The sequence below is a fragment of the Micromonospora sp. CA-259024 genome (assembly GCF_050936255.1).
Lineage (GTDB): Bacteria > Actinomycetota > Actinomycetes > Mycobacteriales > Micromonosporaceae > Micromonospora.
Genome location: NZ_JBNJND010000001.1, coordinates 1,836,889 through 1,854,476, shown reverse-complemented (window position 1 = coordinate 1,854,476; position 17,588 = coordinate 1,836,889). Strand labels below are relative to the sequence as shown.

Genomic DNA, 17,588 nt, shown 5'->3' with positions numbered 1-17,588 from the left:
ACGACATGGCGCTTCTGGACCTCCAGGGCCTGGAGATGGCTCCGGCCGACCGCACGGGTGGCGGTAGCCGGGCGAGCCTGCTGCTCTGCGGCGACAGCTCGCTCTCCGTCACGACCTGCAACTGATCCGTTCACACGCGGGTCCCTGGGCGGGTAGACGTACCCGCCCAGGGCAACCGCGCACCACCGGGAGGACCGATGCCGGCGTTCGCCGTAGGGGACCGACTGCTGCGGCGGACGGTCCTGGCGGGCGGCGGCTGGACCGCCGGACTCGCGGTGGTCGCGCTGCTCGGCGCGACCACCGAACTGTTGCTCCCCGCGGCCCTCGGCCGTGCCGTCGACGCCGCCCTCGCCGGCGGCTCCGGCTGGTGGACGATGTCCGCCTGCGGACTTGTCGTCATTCTCATCTGCGTCGACACCCTCACGGACCTGGCCAGCGGATTCGGTGCGGCACGAGCCACCGCCGGGCTGCGTCGGCACCTGCTGCGTCACCTGTTCGCGTTGGACGTCCGCGCCACCCGCCGCCACCCGGTGGGTGATCTCGTCGGCCGACTGGTCAGCCAAGCCGCCGATGCCGGACAAGCCGGCAACGCCGTGGTGCTGGCGGTGGTGGCGGTGCTCCCACCGCTCGGCAGCGTCGTCGCGCTCACCATCATGGAACCGGTGCTCGGGGTCACCCTGCTCGCCGGCCTCGGCCTGCTCGCCGTCCTCATGCGCGCCTTTGTCGCCGACGCCTCGGCCGTGACCGCCAGCTACCAACGGGTGCTGGGCACCATCGCCGGCCGACTGCTGGAGTCGCTGACCGGCGCCCGGACCATCGCCGCCGCCGCCACCACCCACCGTGAGCAGGAGCGGGTGCTGGCCGCCCTGCCGGAGCTGGGCCGGCACGGCCGCCGCGGTTGGGAACTGCTCGCCCGGGCGAGCGCGCGCACCTCCGCCGTGGCGCCGCTGCTGCACCTCAGTGTCGTCGCGGTCGGCGGGTACGCCCTGACCGCCGGCTGGCTCACGCCGGGGGAACTGGTCGCCGCGGTCCGCTACGCGGCGATGGGTGCCGGGCTCGGCGGTGTGCTCGCCACCCTGAACCACCTGGTCCGCAGCCGCGCGGGGGCGCATCGGGTCGCCGAACTGCTGGCCCGGTCCACCGCGCCGGCAGGCGACCGGCCCCTCCCACCCGGCGGCGGCGCGCTGCGACTGCGCGCGGTGAGCGTGCACGCCGACGACGGCCGGCCCATCCTGGACCGGATCGACCTGGACGTGCCGGCCGGCTCGACCGTGGCCGTCGTCGGGACCTCCGGCGCCGGCAAGTCGACCCTGGCTGCCGTGGCGGGACGACTGCACGATCCCGACGGTGGTGACGTGCGACTGGACGGGGTGCCCCTGCGGCAGCTCGACCGGGCGGCGCTGCGCCGGGCCGTGGGCTACGCCTTCGACCGACCGGTGCTGATCGGCGCGACCATCCACGACGCGATCGGGTTGGCGCTGCCGGCCGAGTCCGCGACACTGCCGCCCGACCTGACGCCGGCCACACCGGCGGTCCTTCGGGCGGCCCGCATGGCGGCGGTCGCCGACGTGGTCGAACGGCTACCCAACGGCTACCGCACCCCCCTGGTGGACACACCGCTCTCCGGGGGCGAGACCCAGCGTCTCGGCCTGGCGCGCGCCTTCGCCGCCGAGCGACTGCTCATCCTGGACGACGCGACGTCCAACCTGGACACGGCCACCGAACACCAGATCACCCAGGCGGTGACCGGGCGGGCCGGCGAGCGTACCCGCCTGGTGGTCACCCACCGGGTCGCGACGGCCGCGGCGGCCGACCTGGTCGCCTGGCTGGACGACGGTCGGCTGCGCGGCCTGGCACCACACCAGCGGCTCTGGGCGGACCCGGACTACCGGGCGGTCTTCCAAGCGGCCAGCGGTGGGTCGTGAAGCGTCCCGGGGTACGCCAGGTGACCTGGCGGGCGATGCGGGCTCGCCGGCGGGAACTGGTTCGGCTCTGCGGCTGGTCGCTGGTCGAGTCGCTGCCCGCGTTGCTCTCCGGCTACCTGGTCGCCCGCGCCGTCGACAAGGGTTTCCTGGCCGGGCACCCGCTCACCGGCCTGGCCTGGTTGGGTGCCCTCGCCGTGGCCGTGCTGGTCGGCGCGACGGCCACCGATCGGACGTACCGGTGCCTCGCCACCGTGGTCGAGCCGTTCCGGGACGAACTGGCCCGCCAGGTGGTCCGGGGGGCGCTGCGCGACGCCACCCGGACCGGCGGCCACCCGGACAGCGCCGCGGTCGCCCGGCTGACCCACCAGATGGAGATCATCCGCGACACCTTCGCCGGCCTGCTGATGGTGACCCGCGGCTTCCTCTTCTCCGCCGGCGCGGCCCTGCTCGGCCTCCTCGCCCTGGCACCGGTGGTGGCGGCACTGGCCGCCGCGCCGCTGGCCGCCGGCCTGGCCGTGTTCCTCGCCGCCCTGCCCGCGATGGTCGCGCACCAACGCGCGTACGTCCGCGCCGGTGAGCAACTCGGCCAGTCGGCCGCGACCGCGTTGGCCGGGCACCGCGACGTGCTGGCCTGCGGCGCACAGACACGCGTGACAGCCGACGTGGAACGTCGGGTGTCGGCGCAGGCCACCGCGGAACGCACCCTCGCCCGGATGGCCGCGATCCGCAGCCTCAGCCTCGGCATCGGCGGCTGGCTGCCGCTGGTGGTGCTGCTGTCGGCCGCACCGTGGCTGGTCGAGCATGGCCTGACCGCCGGCGCGGTGCTGGGCGCGCTGATCTACGTCTCCACCGGTCTGCAACCCGCCCTGCACACCCTGGTCCAGGGCATCGGCGGCGGTGGACTGCGCTACGTGGTGACCCTGGAGAACATCCTGCGCACCTACCCGCCGATCGACGATCGCCGCGCGGAGCGGTCCGTCACCCGGCCGCCCCGCTCCCGCCCACCGACCGGCCCTGCCCCGGCCATCGAGGTCCGGGACCTGACCTTCCGCTACGGCCCGCGCGCCCGGCCCGTCCTGGCGAACTTCTCGCTGACGCTGGCCGACGGGGACCACCTCGCTGTGGTGGGCCCGAGCGGTGCCGGCAAATCCACACTGGCCGCCCTGCTGGCCGGCCTGGTGCCGCCGCAGGCCGGCACGGTCCACCTGGCTGGCGAGACGGTCACCGGCGCCGAGCCGGCCGCCCTCGCCCGGATGCGGGTGCTGGTGCCGCAGGAGGCGTACGTCTTCACCGGACGCCTCGCCGACAACCTGCGCTATCTCCGGCCCGACGCCGACGACCGCACGCTGGAGGCCGCCCTCGACACACTTGGCGCGCGTCCCCTGGCGACACGCCTCGGCGGCCTGGACGCGCAGATCACACCGGCCCTGCTCTCCGGCGGCGAGCGGCAACTCATCGCAGCGGTCCGGGCCTGGCTGGCCCCCGCCCCGCTGGTGATCCTCGACGAGGCCACCTGCCATCTCGACCCGGCACTGGAGGCGACCGTCGAGGATGCCTTCGCCCGGCGGCCCGGCAGCCTGGTCGTGATCGCCCACCGGATCAGTTCCGCGATCCGGGCCCGTCGGCTGCTGGTCCTCGACGGTGACGATCCCGTGACCGGGACGCATGAGCAACTGCTGGCCCGATCGGCCACCTACCGGCTGCTCGTCGGCTGCTGGGACGCGGCCGCGGTGCCACCCCGGACGGCGCCGGTGCCGCGGGGGTGAACCGTGCACCCCGCGCCGGCGGGGGTCAGATCCAGCCCGCCTCGCGTGCCACGCGCACGGCCTCCACCCGGGTACGCGCGCCAACCTTGCGGGCGATCCGACCGAGATGGTTCCGGACGGTGCCGCAGCTCAGCCCCAGCGACACCGCGACCTCCGCCACCGGCGCCCCCGCCGCGGTCAGGGTCAGCACCTCCGTCTCACGATCGGTCAGTGGACCATCCGAGTGCAGCGCCGCGACGACGAGGTCCGCGTCGAGCACCGGCTCCCGTCGTGCAAGCCGCCGGATCCCGTCGATGACCCGCTGCGGAGCGACGTCGCTGCGCAGGATGCCGACCATCCGGGTCGCGCAGAACATGCCGCGCAGCCGCCTCGCCCGGCGTGGGTGAGCCAGCACCAGGACCGGACACGGGCCGAGGCGGCTGGCGTCGACTCCCTCGATGAAGTCCAGATCGGCTACCACCACGTCGGGGCGTTCGGCGCGCACCGCCGCGGAGACCGCGTCGCCGCGGTCCACCTTCGCCACCACACGGATGTCGTCCTCGGCGGCCAGAACGACCGACAGCGCGCCCAGCACCAGGGCGCCGTCCAACGCGAGCAGGGTACGGATCACCACGAACCTTCCCATGCACTCCGATGACGATCACACAACGTCAGCATTCAAACACGCATGCGGCGCGTTCGCACGGTGGGGGAGCAGGCCCGGGCGGACCGCCCCCGGACCCGCCCGCCGACGGCTACAACCAGCCGTCCCGCCGCGCGCGCCACACCGCCTCCAACCGGTTGCGAGCGCCGGTCTTGCGCAGGATCGCCGACAGGTGGTTACGCACCGTCCCATGTGCCAGGTAAAGGCGGACGGCGATCTCCTTCAGGGGCAGACCTTCGGCGGCCATCCGCAGCACGTCCAACTCCCGGGCCGTCAACGGGCTCTCCGTCGGCCACAGCACCGCCGCTGCCGCCGCCGGGTCGATCGCCCGTTCCCCGGCGGCGAGCGTACGGATCGCCCGCACCAGTTCCTCCAGAGAGCCATCCTTCCCGACCAGGCCCCGAGCGCCGGCCGCCAGCACCGCCTCCACCAGGGCCGGGCTCCACCGTGGGCTCATCGCCAGCACGGCGGCGTGCGGCGCCTCGACGCCGATCTTCGCGACCACCTCCACCGGGTCCGGGAGATCGGGTGTCAGCGCGAGTACCACCACCTGCGGTTTGCACCGCCGGACCACTGTCAACAACTCGTCGACGCCCTCGACGTCGGCGACCACCTTCATGTCCTCCTCACGCGACAGCGCGGCGCTGAGCGCCCCGCGGAGCAAACCCATGTCCTCGGCGATGACAACGTGGATCACCAGGCTTATCCGATCTCAGGTACGCGTCAGACGGCCACCCACCCCGGATCATCCACAGGGTTCGACCGGGCTGGTCGCGGCGACAGGCGGGCAGGTATCCGCCCGAGGCACCGTCACTGCCGACGGGCACGGACGCCGGTCGGCCCCAGCGGGTGCACCTGGCTGAGCAGGCCAGCCACCGCGGCCGATCGGCGCGCGTCAGCCAGGTCGGGCGTTCACCGACGGGAATCGGGTCCCGACGACGAGCGGCACGAGATCACGGAACTGCTCAGCGCCAGTGGGCGACTGCCGGGCGACCGGCCACACCAACCCTGGCCCGGGCGTCGACCCGTCGTTGATCCCGGCAGCATCCTGGTCAGCGGGCGCGACAGGTCGGCCCGCGAGATCCGCCCGAGCAGGCGCCGGACCGCGCCGCACGACGCGGTGCCCAGTCGGGGCCGCGACGTTCACCGCCTCGACAATGAACGCCGGCGGCGGTGCCGGCAGCGCTGCGGAGCGTACCGGGGCCCGCACCGGATCCACCGGTGACACCGGTGCGGCCCGGCTCGTCGCGTCGGTCACCGGAACGGGAGCGAACCCGGGCGCCGGCGGAGCGGGCAGTCGCGGTGCTGTCGGAACGGTCACCACGCCGAGAGCGGGCGGTAGAACGGCATCGGCGACGCACCTGAGCGCGTCGACGATGGGCCGGATCGGCACGCTGCCCACGACCTCTGCGACGTGCGGCAACGGGGCGGTGATCAGGCCCACCGTGGACGAGTCGCCGGCGAGCTCGACCGAAGCTACGCCAGGCGCGACGGGGCGTGGGAGCCGTAACGGATCGGCGGCCGGACGTGACGGACCGGCGCCACGAACCGGCCGATGACCCACGCGAGCGGCTGCCTCCGACCGGGGTCCGGGCTGGAGTTTTCCGCGCTCGAACGTGCCGTGCGCCACGGATGCGCCGACCCGGGGGAGCGGCACCGACCCGGACGAGCTTCGGCTCGACCGTGCAGGCACCGTCGGTGACGTGGCGTCGCCCGGGACGACGACGGCGACGGCCCTCGCCAGCGGGGCGAGAGGCGCATCGCGCTCACGGTCGCCGACCCCCGTGCCCTGCTGGCCATGCCGGTCGGAGCCCTCGCCGACGGTCAGCTCGACCAGGACGCCGGCCCGCTGATGACGCTCACCGCCGGAACCGTTGCGGACCCCGTCGGCGGAGGCCGACCCCTGGAACAGGACGGCCACGATGAATCCGGCTCCGACAGCAGCCACGATCAGCGCCATCCGCCGGGCAAACCCGCGCACCCGGTCGGCCGCGAGCGGAGCGGATCGGCTCGGCGCAGGCGTCGGCGCGGTTCCATTGACGGGACTTCGCACGCGGGCACGACCCCTTCCACTCCGGATTGCTGACCCATCGTAGCGATGCGGACACGCAACCGCATCCAGCGACGTGCCACTCACCGTCCGGATCACCCCTGGCCACCAGGGGCGCCACCCTGCGCCACCGGTTCCCCGCCATCTGCACTGAGCTGGCAACCGGCTCAAGCACACCAGGCCGAGCAGCGCACACCGCCGTCGACAGCACCACACTGACGAGGCTGCGGCAAGAGAACGCCCGCCTCCGCCGCGACAACGAGAACTCGCCGCGAACCTCGACATTGCAATCGCAAACATCCAGCGACTCACCCTCGAAGCACACCAGCTTCGAGAGGCCCTCGAACACGCCCGCGCGGTCACCCGCCTACCCCGGCAACCTCGCTGAGTAGAAGGAAAGTCCGCACTATCCGCCGCCCAACGCGAGGCACGACGGTCGCTGACCGAGTTTCAACCCATACGCGGGCGTGGCCTCGGACTACTCGAATGAGCCGCGCTCATGGTCTTGTCCGGTTCCGGCTACAGCCGGCTCCCTTAACGCCGGGAGCGTCCGTCCCAGCCGTCCGAGCGGAGACAGGACCATAGATAAGGGGGACACCATCATACCGGCGGCCGTGATGAGCAGGGTGGTGCGTAACGGCCAATGTTCAGCAAGGATGCCGCCGGTCAACGCGCCGAGTGGAGCCAGGCCCATGCCGGCGAAGGTGATCGTCGCAGCGACGCGGCCCTGCATGAAATCTGATGTGACGGCCTGCCGGACGGCGTGGATGGTGACATTGACCAGCTGACCGCCCGCTCCGAACACGAGATTGACCGCGATGAGCGCGCAGACAGTGATCATGGAGGAGCCGCGCAACGCCGGTAGGCACAGCATCACGCCGTCACCGATCGCCGCCGCCGCGACGAGCACAGGACCGTAGCCAAGACGACGCGGCAGGCGCCCAGCGAGCAGTGCACCCACGAGCGCCCCCGGCCCTGTCGCAGCGAGCGCCAGTCCGATGACAGCGCCGGACAGGTGCAGTTCCCGCGGTAGAAAAAGTAGGTAGGCAGTCATCAGGGCCGCGAAGAAGAACTGAAACGCTGCCGACGCGAGGCACACCGCACGCAGGACAGTGTCACCAGCGACGAAACGCAATCCGTCGTGGACTCGCCGCCACATCCGCTGAGCACTGCCTGGCTGCTGAGGGATTGACTCATGCCAGCGGATCCCAGCGATGGCCAGAAACGACACCACGAACAACAGAACGCTGGACGCAACAGCAAGCGGCGCGGCCAGTAGGGAGCTCATCGTCCCGGCAAGGGCAGGTCCGCCCATCGCGGCCGCGGACCGGCTTGCCTCGATGGCGCTGTTGCCCTGCAGCAGTTGCTCGCGCTTGACCAGGCGTACCAGAGATGCTTGGTAGGCCACGTCGAAGAACACCGACAGGGTCCCAATGACGAACACGACGACCAGCAGCGCCCACAGGCCGAGACCGCCTATGAAGGCGACCACGGCGACTCCGCCAAGCGTCAGTGCCCGGCCGACATCGGATAACACCATGACGGTACGGGTACGCCACCCATCCACCCACACGCCGACCAGCAGCGCGAGCAGCAGTTGCGGTGCCTGCCCCACCGCGCGCAGGATTCCCAGCTGCTGGGCGTCGACATGCAGAGTCAACACGGCAATCAGTGGGAGGAGCACCAGGGTCGTCTGCTCACCCCACTGTGAGGCTGTCTGACCTGCCCAAAGGCCACGGAAGTTGGGGTCACGCCACACGCTGGAAGTAACGGGTCGAGCAAAAATGGTGAAAAAGCTAGAAGACACAGAGATTCCTTGGATTGCTGCGGACGAGGATCACCAACCACCGGGCAACGAACGCCAGACGGGTGCGGGTGGGACATCTCGCTGTGCCGCGCGATTCAAGGGCAGCGCGCGATTGACAGGCCGATTAACGGCCTAAGACGTCAACGCGCGCTCGAACGACCGACCATCTCTCAACTCCCTGCGGGTCACCAGCCGAGCCACACAGTAGCCAACGGCGGCCGTCCGCAGAAGTATCCAGCCTCATCGCCGGCACGATCGGAGATCTCCGAGGACTGATGACCGATCATCCCCGCCTCAGTCGTCGAAGTCTGATTCGATAATGTACATTATGTAAAGTTGGGCATTGTGGCGGTCCCCTCGCTGCCGCTCGACAGTGGTCAGTCGCGCGCCAGGCCCGGCGGAAGCGCGTCCTCGTCGGGATGAACGAGGCGGGCGTTGACCAGCGGATTGCGCTGCAGGGCCGCGAGCACGTCGACGCTGCCGCCGATGTCGGTCCAGGTGTCGTCCCAGAGGGCGGAGACGAGCCAGGAGCGATCCGCCGGGAAGAACAGATCCGGCAGCGACCCATCGCCGCGCATGTGGCCCGTCCGCCACGTGAGGGCCTGTTCGGGCCCGGCTTCGACCAGAACGTAGGACCAGCCCCAGTAGAGGGTCACCCTCGGGGCACGGGGAAAGACGATGTCGTGGGCGCCGGTGTCGAGATAACCCAGCCACCAGGGCTGCTCCGGGGTGCACCCCACCAGCTCGTTGATCACGGCGTTTTCGTGGGCGTGCGAGCTGACGCCGTCGGGCGGGTGGAAGGTGGCGTACACGTCGAACACCGGTGGGATCGCGGTGGTGATCGAGAGGCCCTGTGTGGTGCGGCCGGCGAGCCAGGCGACGTCGCTGGCCGTGCCGATCCGCCAGGTCCGCCCGTCCTTACTGACATCCATGAGCCCCGTCCGGGTCGACGCGGCGAGCACGGTTGGCGATGCCGGTGGAGCCCACCCGGGTCGGCCGGCGGCTCGCCACCGGTGCCCCTCGGAGCAGACCACGTCCATCGGGCCGTCCGGCTCCCCGTGCGCGCTGGGCGTGCCGGGTCGACCACACTCGGGGCAGGTGGCGACGGGCAGCGTCATGCCGCGCACGATACGTGCTTCTCGATCAGGCCCAGTCGTAGCTTGCAGCGAGGAACCAACGATCAGCGGTTCGTGTGATCACTACTGAACCGGCGTGGACAGTGCCGCCGGCCGTGTTGCCGTTGCGTTCATGTCATAGGTGCGCCGTGCTTGTTCCACGTCGTCCAGGCGAGTGGTGGCCCATTCGGCGAGGTGGGCGAACAGGGGTGCGAGGCTGCGGCCGAGGTCGCTGATCTCGTACTCGACTCGAGGTGGGACCTCGGGATGGTAGGTGCGCACGACCAGTCCGTCGCGTTCGAGTTGCCGCAGTCGCTGAGTCAGGACCTTCGGCGTGATCGTGCTGATCCGACGTTGCAGCTCGACGAAGCGTTGCCGCCCCTGGTAGTTGAGCGTCCACAGGATCGGGGTGGTCCATCGGCTGAAGACGATGTCCACGACCGGGGCGACGGGGCACGCCTGCTCGGGATCAGATGACGCTGCGGGCGTCCAGGTTGCCTGATCGTTGTGCATGCGGGCTCCTCCACCATAGTCGCTTTCCTGTAGGTACCTACTATACCGACGATGCTAGCTTCTCCGGGCCGCTGCTGGAGAGATCGAATCGGCGGCGGTCGCACCCATTGATGGCATGGGTGCTCCCGAAGCAGAGGAGCCGTTCATGATTGTCGTAACAGGGGCCACCGGAAATGTGGGTCGCGTACTGGTAGGAGCACTGGCCGCGGCTGGTGAGCAGGTGACCGCGGTGTCACGAGGAACGTTGCCGGTGTCCATCCCGGAAGGGGCGCGGCATCAACAGGCTGATCTGGCCGAACCGGAGACCCTGCGGCCGGTTGTGGACGGAGCCCGCGCGCTGTTCCTGCTGGTCGCGGGTGCGGGTGCGCATCTGAGCCCCGGCGACATCCTCGATGTTGCGAAAGCCGGTGGAGTCGAGCGCATCGTCCTGTTGTCCTCGCAGGCCGCCGGAACGCGCCCGCAGTCCGTCTCGCATGCACCGCTGCGCGGCATCGAGGAGGTCGTGCAGCGATCCGGCATGGCCTGGACGATCCTGCGACCGGGCGGCTTCGCGTCCAACGCCTACGCGTGGGCGGAGCCGGTGCGGACCCAGCGGACGGTGGCCGCGCCGTTCGGCGACGTCGGCTTGCCGGTCGTCGATCCGACCGACATTGCCGAGGTCGCGGCCATGGTCCTGCGGGAGGACCAGCACGCCGGCCGGATCTACGAGCTGACGGGGCCGGCCTTGACCACACCGCGACAGCGGGCCCACAGCATCGGCGAAGCGCTGGGCCGGCCGGTCCGGTTCGTCGAGCAGACGCATGATGAGGCCCGTGCGCAGATGATGCAGTTCATGCCCGAGCCGGTGGTCGATGGGACCCTTGCCATCCTCGGCGAGCCCACCCCGGCTGAGCAGCGGATCAGCATCCACACGGAACAGATCCTGGGCCGCCCCGCGCGCACCTTCGACGACTGGGCGCAGCGCCACATCCACGCCTTCCGGTGAAGAAGCCGGCCTCGCCTCGCAGCTTCCTGTTCAGCGAGGCGAGGCCGGTGCGCAGGATTCTGGGCGTGACGGTGGGGACGTGCTGCCGGGGTCCTGGCAGCTACTCCCCCTCTCCGCACCTCTTCCGGAAACCCGAAAATGCTGCATAATATCCCTTATGCATGACAAACAGGACGAATCGCTCGGGGTGCTGATCGAGGAGTTCCTGACCGCCCGGGCCACCCGCAAGCCCTCCCCGCACACCCTGGCCGCATACCGGCGGGACCTGCACGCGGTGGCGGCGCTGGTCGCCGAGAATGCCGCCACTCCCCTCCCCCTGGACGGGCTGTCGATCACCGACCTCTCCCCCCGGGTGATGCGGGCGGCGTTCGCCCGGTTCGCCGCGCCCCGCGCCCCCGCGTCGGTGCACCGGGCCTGGTCCACCTGGAACAGCTTCTTCACGTTCCTGGTCGCCGACGGGGTCGTGGCGGGCAACCCGATGCCGGCGGTCGGGCGACCCCGGGCGCTACTCCCCCAGCCGAAGCCACTGCGCGGCGCGGACACCCCCGAGGTGCTGCTCGCGTCGGCCGCCCGCGACGACGGCCGGCAGCGCGACCCGTGGCCCGAGCGCGACGTCGCGGTGTTGGCGGTGGCGCTCTGCGCCGGGTTGCGCCTGTCGGAGCTGCTCGCACTTCGGGTCGGCTCGCTGGCTGGTCGGCCTGGTGAGCGGCGGGTCGAGGTGGCCGGAAAGGGCGGGCGTCCCCGGGTGGTGCCGATCGAGGCGGATCTGGACCGGGTGCTGACGGACTACCTGGACAGTCGCAGGCGGCGCTTCGGCTCGCGGTCGGTACGCCCCGACTCGGCGTTGCTCGTGGATCGGCGCGGTGAGCCGCTGCGCCGTGGTGGGCTGCAGTATCTCGTCGAGTCGTGTTATCGGCGGGCGGGCATCGGGGACCGGGTGCCGCGCGGTGCGCGGTTGCACGCGCTGCGGCACACGTTCGCGACCCGGTTGGCCGAGGACGGGGCGAGCGCTGCGGAGATCATGCGGTTGTTGGGGCACGCGTCGTTGGCGTCGTCGCAGACGTACATCGAGGTGACGGCCGGGCAGCAGCGCGACGCGGTCCGCGCCAACCGGACCAATCGCGCGTTGGCGGCTCTGCTGCGCGTGGACCAGGGGTGAGCGTGGTCAGTGTGCGCGGTGGCCGGTGCCGTCGGCGGTGACGGGCAGTGGACCGAGGACGGCGTTGATGATGTGGATGCGGGCGTTGGTGGCCTGGTAGTCGGCGCAGACCGCGTCGGCGCGGTCGGCGAGGCGGGCGGTGGGTCCGGTGCGGGTGACGGTGACGGTGACGCCGTCGAGGGTGGTGGTCGTGCCGGCGGCCGCGAGTTCGTCGATCGGGTGGTCTCCCGTGATGAGGTGCGCCTTCAGCAGGGTGCGGAGCTGGTCGCCGTGGCGGGTCATGAGGTCGTCCCAGTTGTCCTCGGAGAACGTGGCGGCGAAGGCGTCGTCGGAGGGCGCCAGGATGGTGGTGCTCGTGCCGGGGGGCAGGTCGGTGAGGACGCCGCTGGTGCGCAGGGCCGCTTCGAACGTGGTGAGGGTGGGGATCCAGCGCAGCGCCTGGTCGACGGGTTGGCCGGCGAGGAAGGTCGGGTTGCCGGGGTCGGTGCCGGTGGGCAGGGCGGCGCAGAGTGGTCCGGTGACCCGGGGTTCGGTCGTGCTGGTGGCTGGTCCGGCGTCCGCGCGGGGAGCGGCGGGCGCCGCGGTGCAGGCGGTCAGCATTAGCGCCGGCAGGAGGAGGCGAAGCGCGCGGGTGTGCCGGGTTGGGGAGGCGGGGTGCGACACGGCGGTCTCCACGGGTCGGTGGGTCCGGCGTGCCGGCGGCGTGGTGCTGGTGCCGCCGGCACGCCGGCTCGGTTGGCTGACGGTCAGAGTGCCGCGCACTGGTTGGTGCGGGGGCCGTGCACGGTGTTGGCGATGCCGAGGTTGGTCGGGGTGGGGTTGTTGGCGGTGCAGCTGAGTGGGCCGCCGATGGTGTTACCGGCCAGCAGCGGGGTGTCGGTGCCGGTGGTGTTGGTGGACAGGTCGACGGGGCCGGCGACGGTGACGTCGATGATGGAGACGGCGTCGGTGGTGTTCGCGACGCGTACCGGACCGTTGATGGTGCTGTCGGCGAGGACGACACCGGCGGCGCCGGTGGCGCTCACGGGGCCGTTGATGGTCGTTCCGGTCGTGACGAGCGCCGCGCCGGTCCGGACGGTGACGGGGCCGTTGATGGTGGCGTCGTCGGCGCAGGTGAAGCCGGTGACGACCAGGGGTCCGTTGCGTCGGCCGGTGAGGGTCGGGTAGACGCGTTCGCCGTCGGTCAGCTTCTCCACTCCCTTGCCGTCGAGGAGCAGCGGGATGAGGCCGCGTTCGGGCTGGTTGAGGGGGACGTAGTAGCCGTCCGCGGTCGTGATGACCTTCCAGCCGTGGGCGGCGATGCGCTGGGCGACGGTGCTGCCCACGCCGCCGGGTCCGTCGGTGCGGGGGCCGTTGTACTGGGCTTCGGTGAGTTTGTAGGCGCACGGCGCGTTGTCGAGGATGAGGTCGGCTGGGGGCGCGTCGATCGGCGGTGGGCTGTCACCGGGGTGCGGTGCCGGGTGGGCGGGGATGGGTCGGGAGCCGCGGAAGACCAGGCGGCCGGTGTTGGCGGCTTGGAACTCGATGGCCTCGGTGCGGGCGTTGAGGATGTCGCCGAGGTCGGTGCGGTGGTAGTCGAGGAACTGGTGGAAGGTCCAGAGGGCGGAGTAGGTCTTGCGGCGCCGGTTGTTGGCGGTGTTGCCCTCGTCGGGTCGGGTCTGGCCGCCGGAGCTGCGCAGTTCCAGGAGGGAGTTGGTGACGTTCTTGAGGCCGAGGGTGTTGCGCAGGATGGTTTCCTCGCTGAGGCCGACGTTGCCGCCGCCTTCGCAGCCGTAGGGGCAGGCCCACCAGCCGGCTTCGGCGCCCTTGGCGTACATGTGGCCTTCGATCATGTCCTGGGACTGGTCGAAGATGGGTTGGGCGACGTTCTGGTGCCGCGGTGGCAGCATCGGCAGGTCACCGGCGCGGGAGTTGCCGAACTCGTGGCCGTCGTAGCCGGCGACGGGTCGGTAGTCGCGGACCATCCTGATGTACGCGGCGGTCTCGGGTTGCCGGATCAGGGAGTAGTCGCGGTTGAGGTCCTGGCCGGTGGAGTTGCCGCGGGTGTTGTTGGCCCGGCCGTCGCCGTTGATGGTGGGGACGATCAGGACGGTGGTGTGGCTCAGGAGGTCGGTGATGCGGGGGTCGGTGCTGAAGGCGAGCTGCCGGGCCATGATGAGGCAGGCTTCGCGGTCGCCGGGTTCGTTGCCGTGCACGTTGCAGTTGATGGCCACCGGTGCGGTGGCGGCGACCGCAGCGGGGGTGGCCGGCGGGCTGGGGTGGCCGATCACCAGCATGTTGATGGGTCGGTTCTGGACGGTGCGGCCGAGTTCGACGACACGGACGCGGTCACTGAGGGCGTCGATGGCGGCGGTGTAGGCGTACTCGTCGGTGTCGCTGGTGTACTGCGCGGCGTGGGTGGTCTCCCACTGGGTGCGCAGCTGTTGGCCGGGGGTGTCGGGGTTGCCCCAGGGTGCGGTGGTGATGGCGGTGACCGGGTCGGAGTAGGGCTGTTCGGTGGTACCGGTGCGGGCGCGGACCCGCCATTGGAAGGTGTCGCCGGGGTTGAAGCCGGCATCGGCGAAGGTGGGTGCCTGTTGGTTGATCTGGCGGTTGGGTCGCCAGACGCCGACGATGGTGGGTGCGCCGGTGGGGGTGTTGGTGGCGTCGACGGGGGTGCGTTCGATCTGGTAGTCGGTGGCGTCGTCGACGGGTTGCCAGGCGAGGGTGGCGTATCCGTCGGCCTGGCGGATGGTGAGGTTGGCGACCTGGTGGGGTTCTGCCGCGCTCTGGGCGTTGGCGGGGCTTGGTGCGGTGGTGAGGGTGACGGCGAGCAGTGTGGACACGCCGATAAGGGTGGTTCGCGAGCGTCTCATGTGGCCTCCGACGGGTTGATCGTGGCGCGTGTTTCGATCAGCATTCTCGTCGGAGATCGTCGATGCAATGATCTTGAGGGAATCTTGCGGCTGGGTGGCCGCCTCTCCCCCGGCGGCGGCCGCTACGCGGTGATGGTGGTGGGGTGGCCGAGCGGCAGCCAACGGATGCTGTCGCGCACGGCGGGCGGGGCGGCGGCGAACGCCCGCTCGATGACGTCGCGTGGTTCCTGGAAGTGCTGCCAGCCCTCGTAGTGCACCGGGATCGCGGTGTGGGGTCGCATCGCCGCGCACAGCTGTGCCGCGCGTCGGGCGGTCATGGAGTAGCGCAGCGGCCCGGTGATCGGGAACCGTACGCCGCCCAGGTGCAGCAGCACCGTGCCGATCGGGATGTGGGTGGGGACCTCGCGTACCCGGCGGGTCAGTACGGTGTCGCCGGTGATCCAGAGCGCGCCGTGTCGTTGGCCGGCCCAGCGCAGGGCGAAGCCGATGACGTCGCCGGCGATCGGGGCACTCAGCGGCGGGCCGTGCCGGCACGGGGTCGCGGTCACCTCGATCGTGGGACGTTCCGGGTGCGCGAGCCGGGCAGACCACCCGGCTCGCAGGCCCTGGGCGTCGTGGCCGAGCCGGCGCGCCCCGGACACGGTGGTGAGCACGGTGTCCACACCGCCGAGCAGGGCGCGGCCGGTGTCGTCGAGGTTGTCGCCGTGGTGGTCGTGGCTGAGCAGCACCGCGTCGATCGGCCCGAGGTCGGCGGCGGGGACGGCTGGTCCGGTGACCTTGCGCGACGAGGTGCCCCAGCCGAAGGTGTAGCGCCGACCGGGCGGGTCGAATGTCGGGTCGGTGAGCAGCCGCCACCCGCCGACCTCGATCAGCGTGGTGGGGCCGCCGATGTGGGTGATCCGCAGCGGCGGCTCCACGGTGCTCACCGCGCGTGCCGCAGGGCCCAGTCGAGGGCGTCGTCGGCGATCTGCTGCCAGCCCTGCTGGGCGGGCAGCAGGTGTGCGTACCCGTCGTAGAGCTTGACCTCGGTGACGGTGTCGCCCTTGTAGTGTGCGGCGTTGGAGCGTTGCACGCTGGGCGGCATGATGTGGTCCTCGGAGCCGGAGATGAACAGCAGTGGCGCGCGTTGGTCGTTGTGGTAGTTGACCGCGATGTCCTGTGGGCCGGGTAGCAGGTTGGCCAGGACGCTGTCCCAGAGGATGCCGCCGGAGGCGGGGATGGCGTAGCGCTCGTAGAGGGCGCGGGCCTCCTGCTCGTCGAAGTTGTTGGTGAACGCGTAGTTCCACTGCTCGAAGGTGAACCCGACGGCCCGGTGCCGGTTGGCCGGGTTCTTCAGCACCGGGAAGGTGGAGCGTAGCTGCGAGAACGGGATCACCTTGACGCCTTCGGTGGGCGCCGAGTTGAGGGCGACGGCGGAGGCGCCGTACCCCCGGTCGAGCAGCACCTGGGTGAACGCACCGCCGGCGGAGTGACCCATGATGATCGGTGGTGTGGGCAGCGCCTCGACGACCGTGGAGAGGTGCTCGATGACCTGCGGGGCGGTCAGGGTCTCCAGGGGGGTGGGGTCGGCGTTGAGTGCCTCGACCTCGACCTCCAGCCCGGGGTACGACGGGGTGAGCACCCGGAAGCCCTTGTTCTGGTAGTGGGTGACCCAGTTTTCCCAGCTGCGGGGGGTGACCCAGAACCCGTGGATGAGCACGATCGTGTCCGGCGTGTCGCTCATGGTCAGCTCCGTGGATGTCGGGGGTGGCGATGGCGCGAACGGCGGTGGTGTCGGTGAGCCCACCCTAGACATTCGTGACCCGCGATGGCGGAGTTTCGGTGGCGGATTTTCAGCCGAGGTCGACCAGCAGCGGGCGGTGGTCGGAGATGGTGGACAGTGGCGCGGTCACGGCCCGTACCGGTGGGAGCTGTTCGAGGGCGTGCCGGTCGGCGAGGATGTGGTCGAGTTGCACGCGGGGCTGCCCGGAGGGGTAGGTGGGGCGGCGGCCCAGGGGGTGCCAGCCGGAGATGAGCCGGGCCGCGCCGGCGGGCAGGTTGAGGTCGCCGAGCAGGACGCGGGGGGCCGGGAGCGCGCGGAGGGCGCGGACGGTCTGGCGTAGTTGGCGGGCGTTCCAGCCGGGCACGAAGGACAGGTGGGTCGCGGCGACGGTGAGCGGGCCGTGTGGGGTGTCCAGGATGGCGGCGAGGACGACGCGGGGTTCGTCGTGCAGCAGGATGAGGCCGCCGCGGGGGCCGGGCACGTAGACCGGGGACCGGACGGGGGCGGGCTTGAGTCGGGTGACGTGCCAGCTGCGTACCGGGTGCCGGCTGATCAGGCCGATGCCGTAGCAGGGTTCGCCGTGCCCGTCGTCGTCGTGGCGCAGCGGGCGGAACTGTTCGCCGGGGGTGCCGACGACGGCGGCGGCGAAGCGGTGATGGGGTGCGTCGAGGGCGCGGGCGGCGACGGCGGTGAGGTCGAGTTTGCCGCTGCGGTGTTGGTCGCGGTCGACCTCCTGCAGGGCGAGCACGTCGGCGTCGAGGGCACGCACGGCGGCGGTGAGCCGGTCGGAGTCGACGAGCCCGTCGGTGAGGGATCGTCCGTGCAGCAGGTTGAAGGTGGCCAGGCGCACCTCTGCACCTTACGTCCCCGTGGCATGGTTGCCCGGTGGTGAAGGTGCTGCTGTGTTCGGTGCTGGTGTTCGTGGCGGTCGGCGCCTTGGGGGTGTGGTTGCGGCGTACGCGGGGTCGGTGAGCGGGTGAGGCTGGCCACTCGGGGGCCGGTCGGGGG

General features: G+C 71.3%; 16 protein-coding genes. 5 read left to right on the top strand and 11 right to left on the bottom strand.

Going from position 1 to position 17,588, the window contains the following annotated elements:
* Positions 1 to 5 precede the first annotated feature (5 nt).
* The 3 genes from ACQEUX_RS07800 to ACQEUX_RS07790 all read left to right on the top strand — a co-directional run bounded on the left by ACQEUX_RS07800 (position 6) and on the right by ACQEUX_RS07790 (position 3,691).
* Entirely contained in the window at positions 6 to 125 is a 120-nt protein-coding gene (locus ACQEUX_RS07800; RefSeq protein ID WP_013734295.1) for a SapB/AmfS family lanthipeptide, read from the top strand.
* 72 nt (positions 126 to 197) lie between these two features.
* The gene (locus tag ACQEUX_RS07795) at positions 198 to 1,925 is read left to right on the top strand and encodes an ABC transporter ATP-binding protein (RefSeq protein WP_433043381.1); all 1,728 of its coding nucleotides are present in this window, start codon (positions 198 to 200) and stop codon (positions 1,923 to 1,925) included.
* The gene (locus ACQEUX_RS07790; protein WP_433043378.1) at positions 1,922 to 3,691 is read left to right on the top strand and encodes an ATP-binding cassette domain-containing protein; all 1,770 of its coding nucleotides are present in this window, start codon (positions 1,922 to 1,924) and stop codon (positions 3,689 to 3,691) included. The genes ACQEUX_RS07795 and ACQEUX_RS07790 overlap by 4 nt, the downstream gene beginning before the upstream one ends.
* Before the next feature lie 25 nt (positions 3,692 to 3,716).
* Here ACQEUX_RS07790 and ACQEUX_RS07785 read toward each other — a convergent pair whose 3' ends face one another.
* From ACQEUX_RS07785 to ACQEUX_RS07760, 6 genes are all read right to left on the bottom strand, one after another.
* Complete coding sequence (locus ACQEUX_RS07785; protein ID WP_433043375.1) at positions 3,717 to 4,316, bottom strand: response regulator transcription factor; 600 nt, start codon at positions 4,314 to 4,316, stop codon at positions 3,717 to 3,719.
* Between the two features lie 109 nt (positions 4,317 to 4,425).
* Positions 4,426 to 5,031 (bottom strand): response regulator transcription factor, encoded by a 606-nt coding sequence (locus ACQEUX_RS07780; RefSeq protein ID WP_433043372.1) that lies wholly within the window; start codon positions 5,029 to 5,031, stop codon positions 4,426 to 4,428.
* A gap of 198 nt (positions 5,032 to 5,229) precedes the next feature.
* Positions 5,230 to 6,294 carry a hypothetical protein gene (locus ACQEUX_RS07775; protein ID WP_433043369.1) on the bottom strand — a complete coding sequence of 355 codons (1,065 nt, stop codon included), beginning with the start codon at positions 6,292 to 6,294 and terminating at the stop codon, positions 5,230 to 5,232.
* Between the two features lie 568 nt (positions 6,295 to 6,862).
* Entirely contained in the window at positions 6,863 to 8,143 is a 1,281-nt protein-coding gene (locus ACQEUX_RS07770) for an MFS transporter (RefSeq protein ID WP_433049651.1), read from the bottom strand.
* A gap of 425 nt (positions 8,144 to 8,568) precedes the next feature.
* Positions 8,569 to 9,309 (bottom strand): hypothetical protein, encoded by a 741-nt coding sequence (locus tag ACQEUX_RS07765; protein ID WP_433043366.1) that lies wholly within the window; start codon positions 9,307 to 9,309, stop codon positions 8,569 to 8,571.
* Between the two features lie 81 nt (positions 9,310 to 9,390).
* Positions 9,391 to 9,819, bottom strand: a complete 429-nt coding sequence (locus tag ACQEUX_RS07760) for a winged helix-turn-helix transcriptional regulator (RefSeq protein WP_433043363.1) — start codon at positions 9,817 to 9,819, stop codon at positions 9,391 to 9,393.
* A 115-nt stretch (positions 9,820 to 9,934) separates the two neighbouring features.
* On the opposite strand from ACQEUX_RS07760, the gene ACQEUX_RS07755 reads away from it, so the two are divergent.
* Both ACQEUX_RS07755 and ACQEUX_RS07750 read left to right on the top strand, forming a co-directional pair.
* Positions 9,935 to 10,804, top strand: coding sequence for an SDR family oxidoreductase (locus ACQEUX_RS07755; protein ID WP_433043360.1), 870 nt, complete (start codon positions 9,935 to 9,937; stop codon positions 10,802 to 10,804).
* A gap of 157 nt (positions 10,805 to 10,961) precedes the next feature.
* Entirely contained in the window at positions 10,962 to 11,963 is a 1,002-nt protein-coding gene (locus ACQEUX_RS07750) for a tyrosine-type recombinase/integrase (RefSeq protein WP_433043357.1), read from the top strand.
* 6 nt (positions 11,964 to 11,969) lie between these two features.
* Here ACQEUX_RS07750 and ACQEUX_RS07745 read toward each other — a convergent pair whose 3' ends face one another.
* The 5 genes from ACQEUX_RS07745 to ACQEUX_RS07725 form a co-directional block, all read right to left on the bottom strand.
* Positions 11,970 to 12,626, bottom strand: a complete 657-nt coding sequence (locus ACQEUX_RS07745) for a fasciclin domain-containing protein (protein WP_433043354.1) — start codon at positions 12,624 to 12,626, stop codon at positions 11,970 to 11,972.
* An 83-nt stretch (positions 12,627 to 12,709) separates the two neighbouring features.
* Positions 12,710 to 14,818, bottom strand: coding sequence for a M14 family zinc carboxypeptidase (locus tag ACQEUX_RS07740; protein WP_433043351.1), 2,109 nt, complete (start codon positions 14,816 to 14,818; stop codon positions 12,710 to 12,712).
* Positions 14,819 to 14,940: 122 nt separating this feature from the next.
* On the bottom strand, positions 14,941 to 15,744 hold the full coding sequence (locus ACQEUX_RS07735; RefSeq protein ID WP_433043348.1) for an MBL fold metallo-hydrolase: 804 nt from the start codon (positions 15,742 to 15,744) through the stop codon (positions 14,941 to 14,943).
* A complete protein-coding gene (locus tag ACQEUX_RS07730; protein WP_433043345.1) occupies positions 15,741 to 16,541 on the bottom strand; it encodes an alpha/beta hydrolase in 801 nt (266 codons plus the stop codon). Before ACQEUX_RS07730 ends, ACQEUX_RS07735 begins: the two co-directional genes overlap by 4 nt.
* A 109-nt stretch (positions 16,542 to 16,650) precedes the next feature.
* Complete coding sequence (locus ACQEUX_RS07725) at positions 16,651 to 17,430, bottom strand: endonuclease/exonuclease/phosphatase family protein (protein ID WP_433043342.1); 780 nt, start codon at positions 17,428 to 17,430, stop codon at positions 16,651 to 16,653.
* Positions 17,431 to 17,588: the final 158 nt, after the last annotated feature.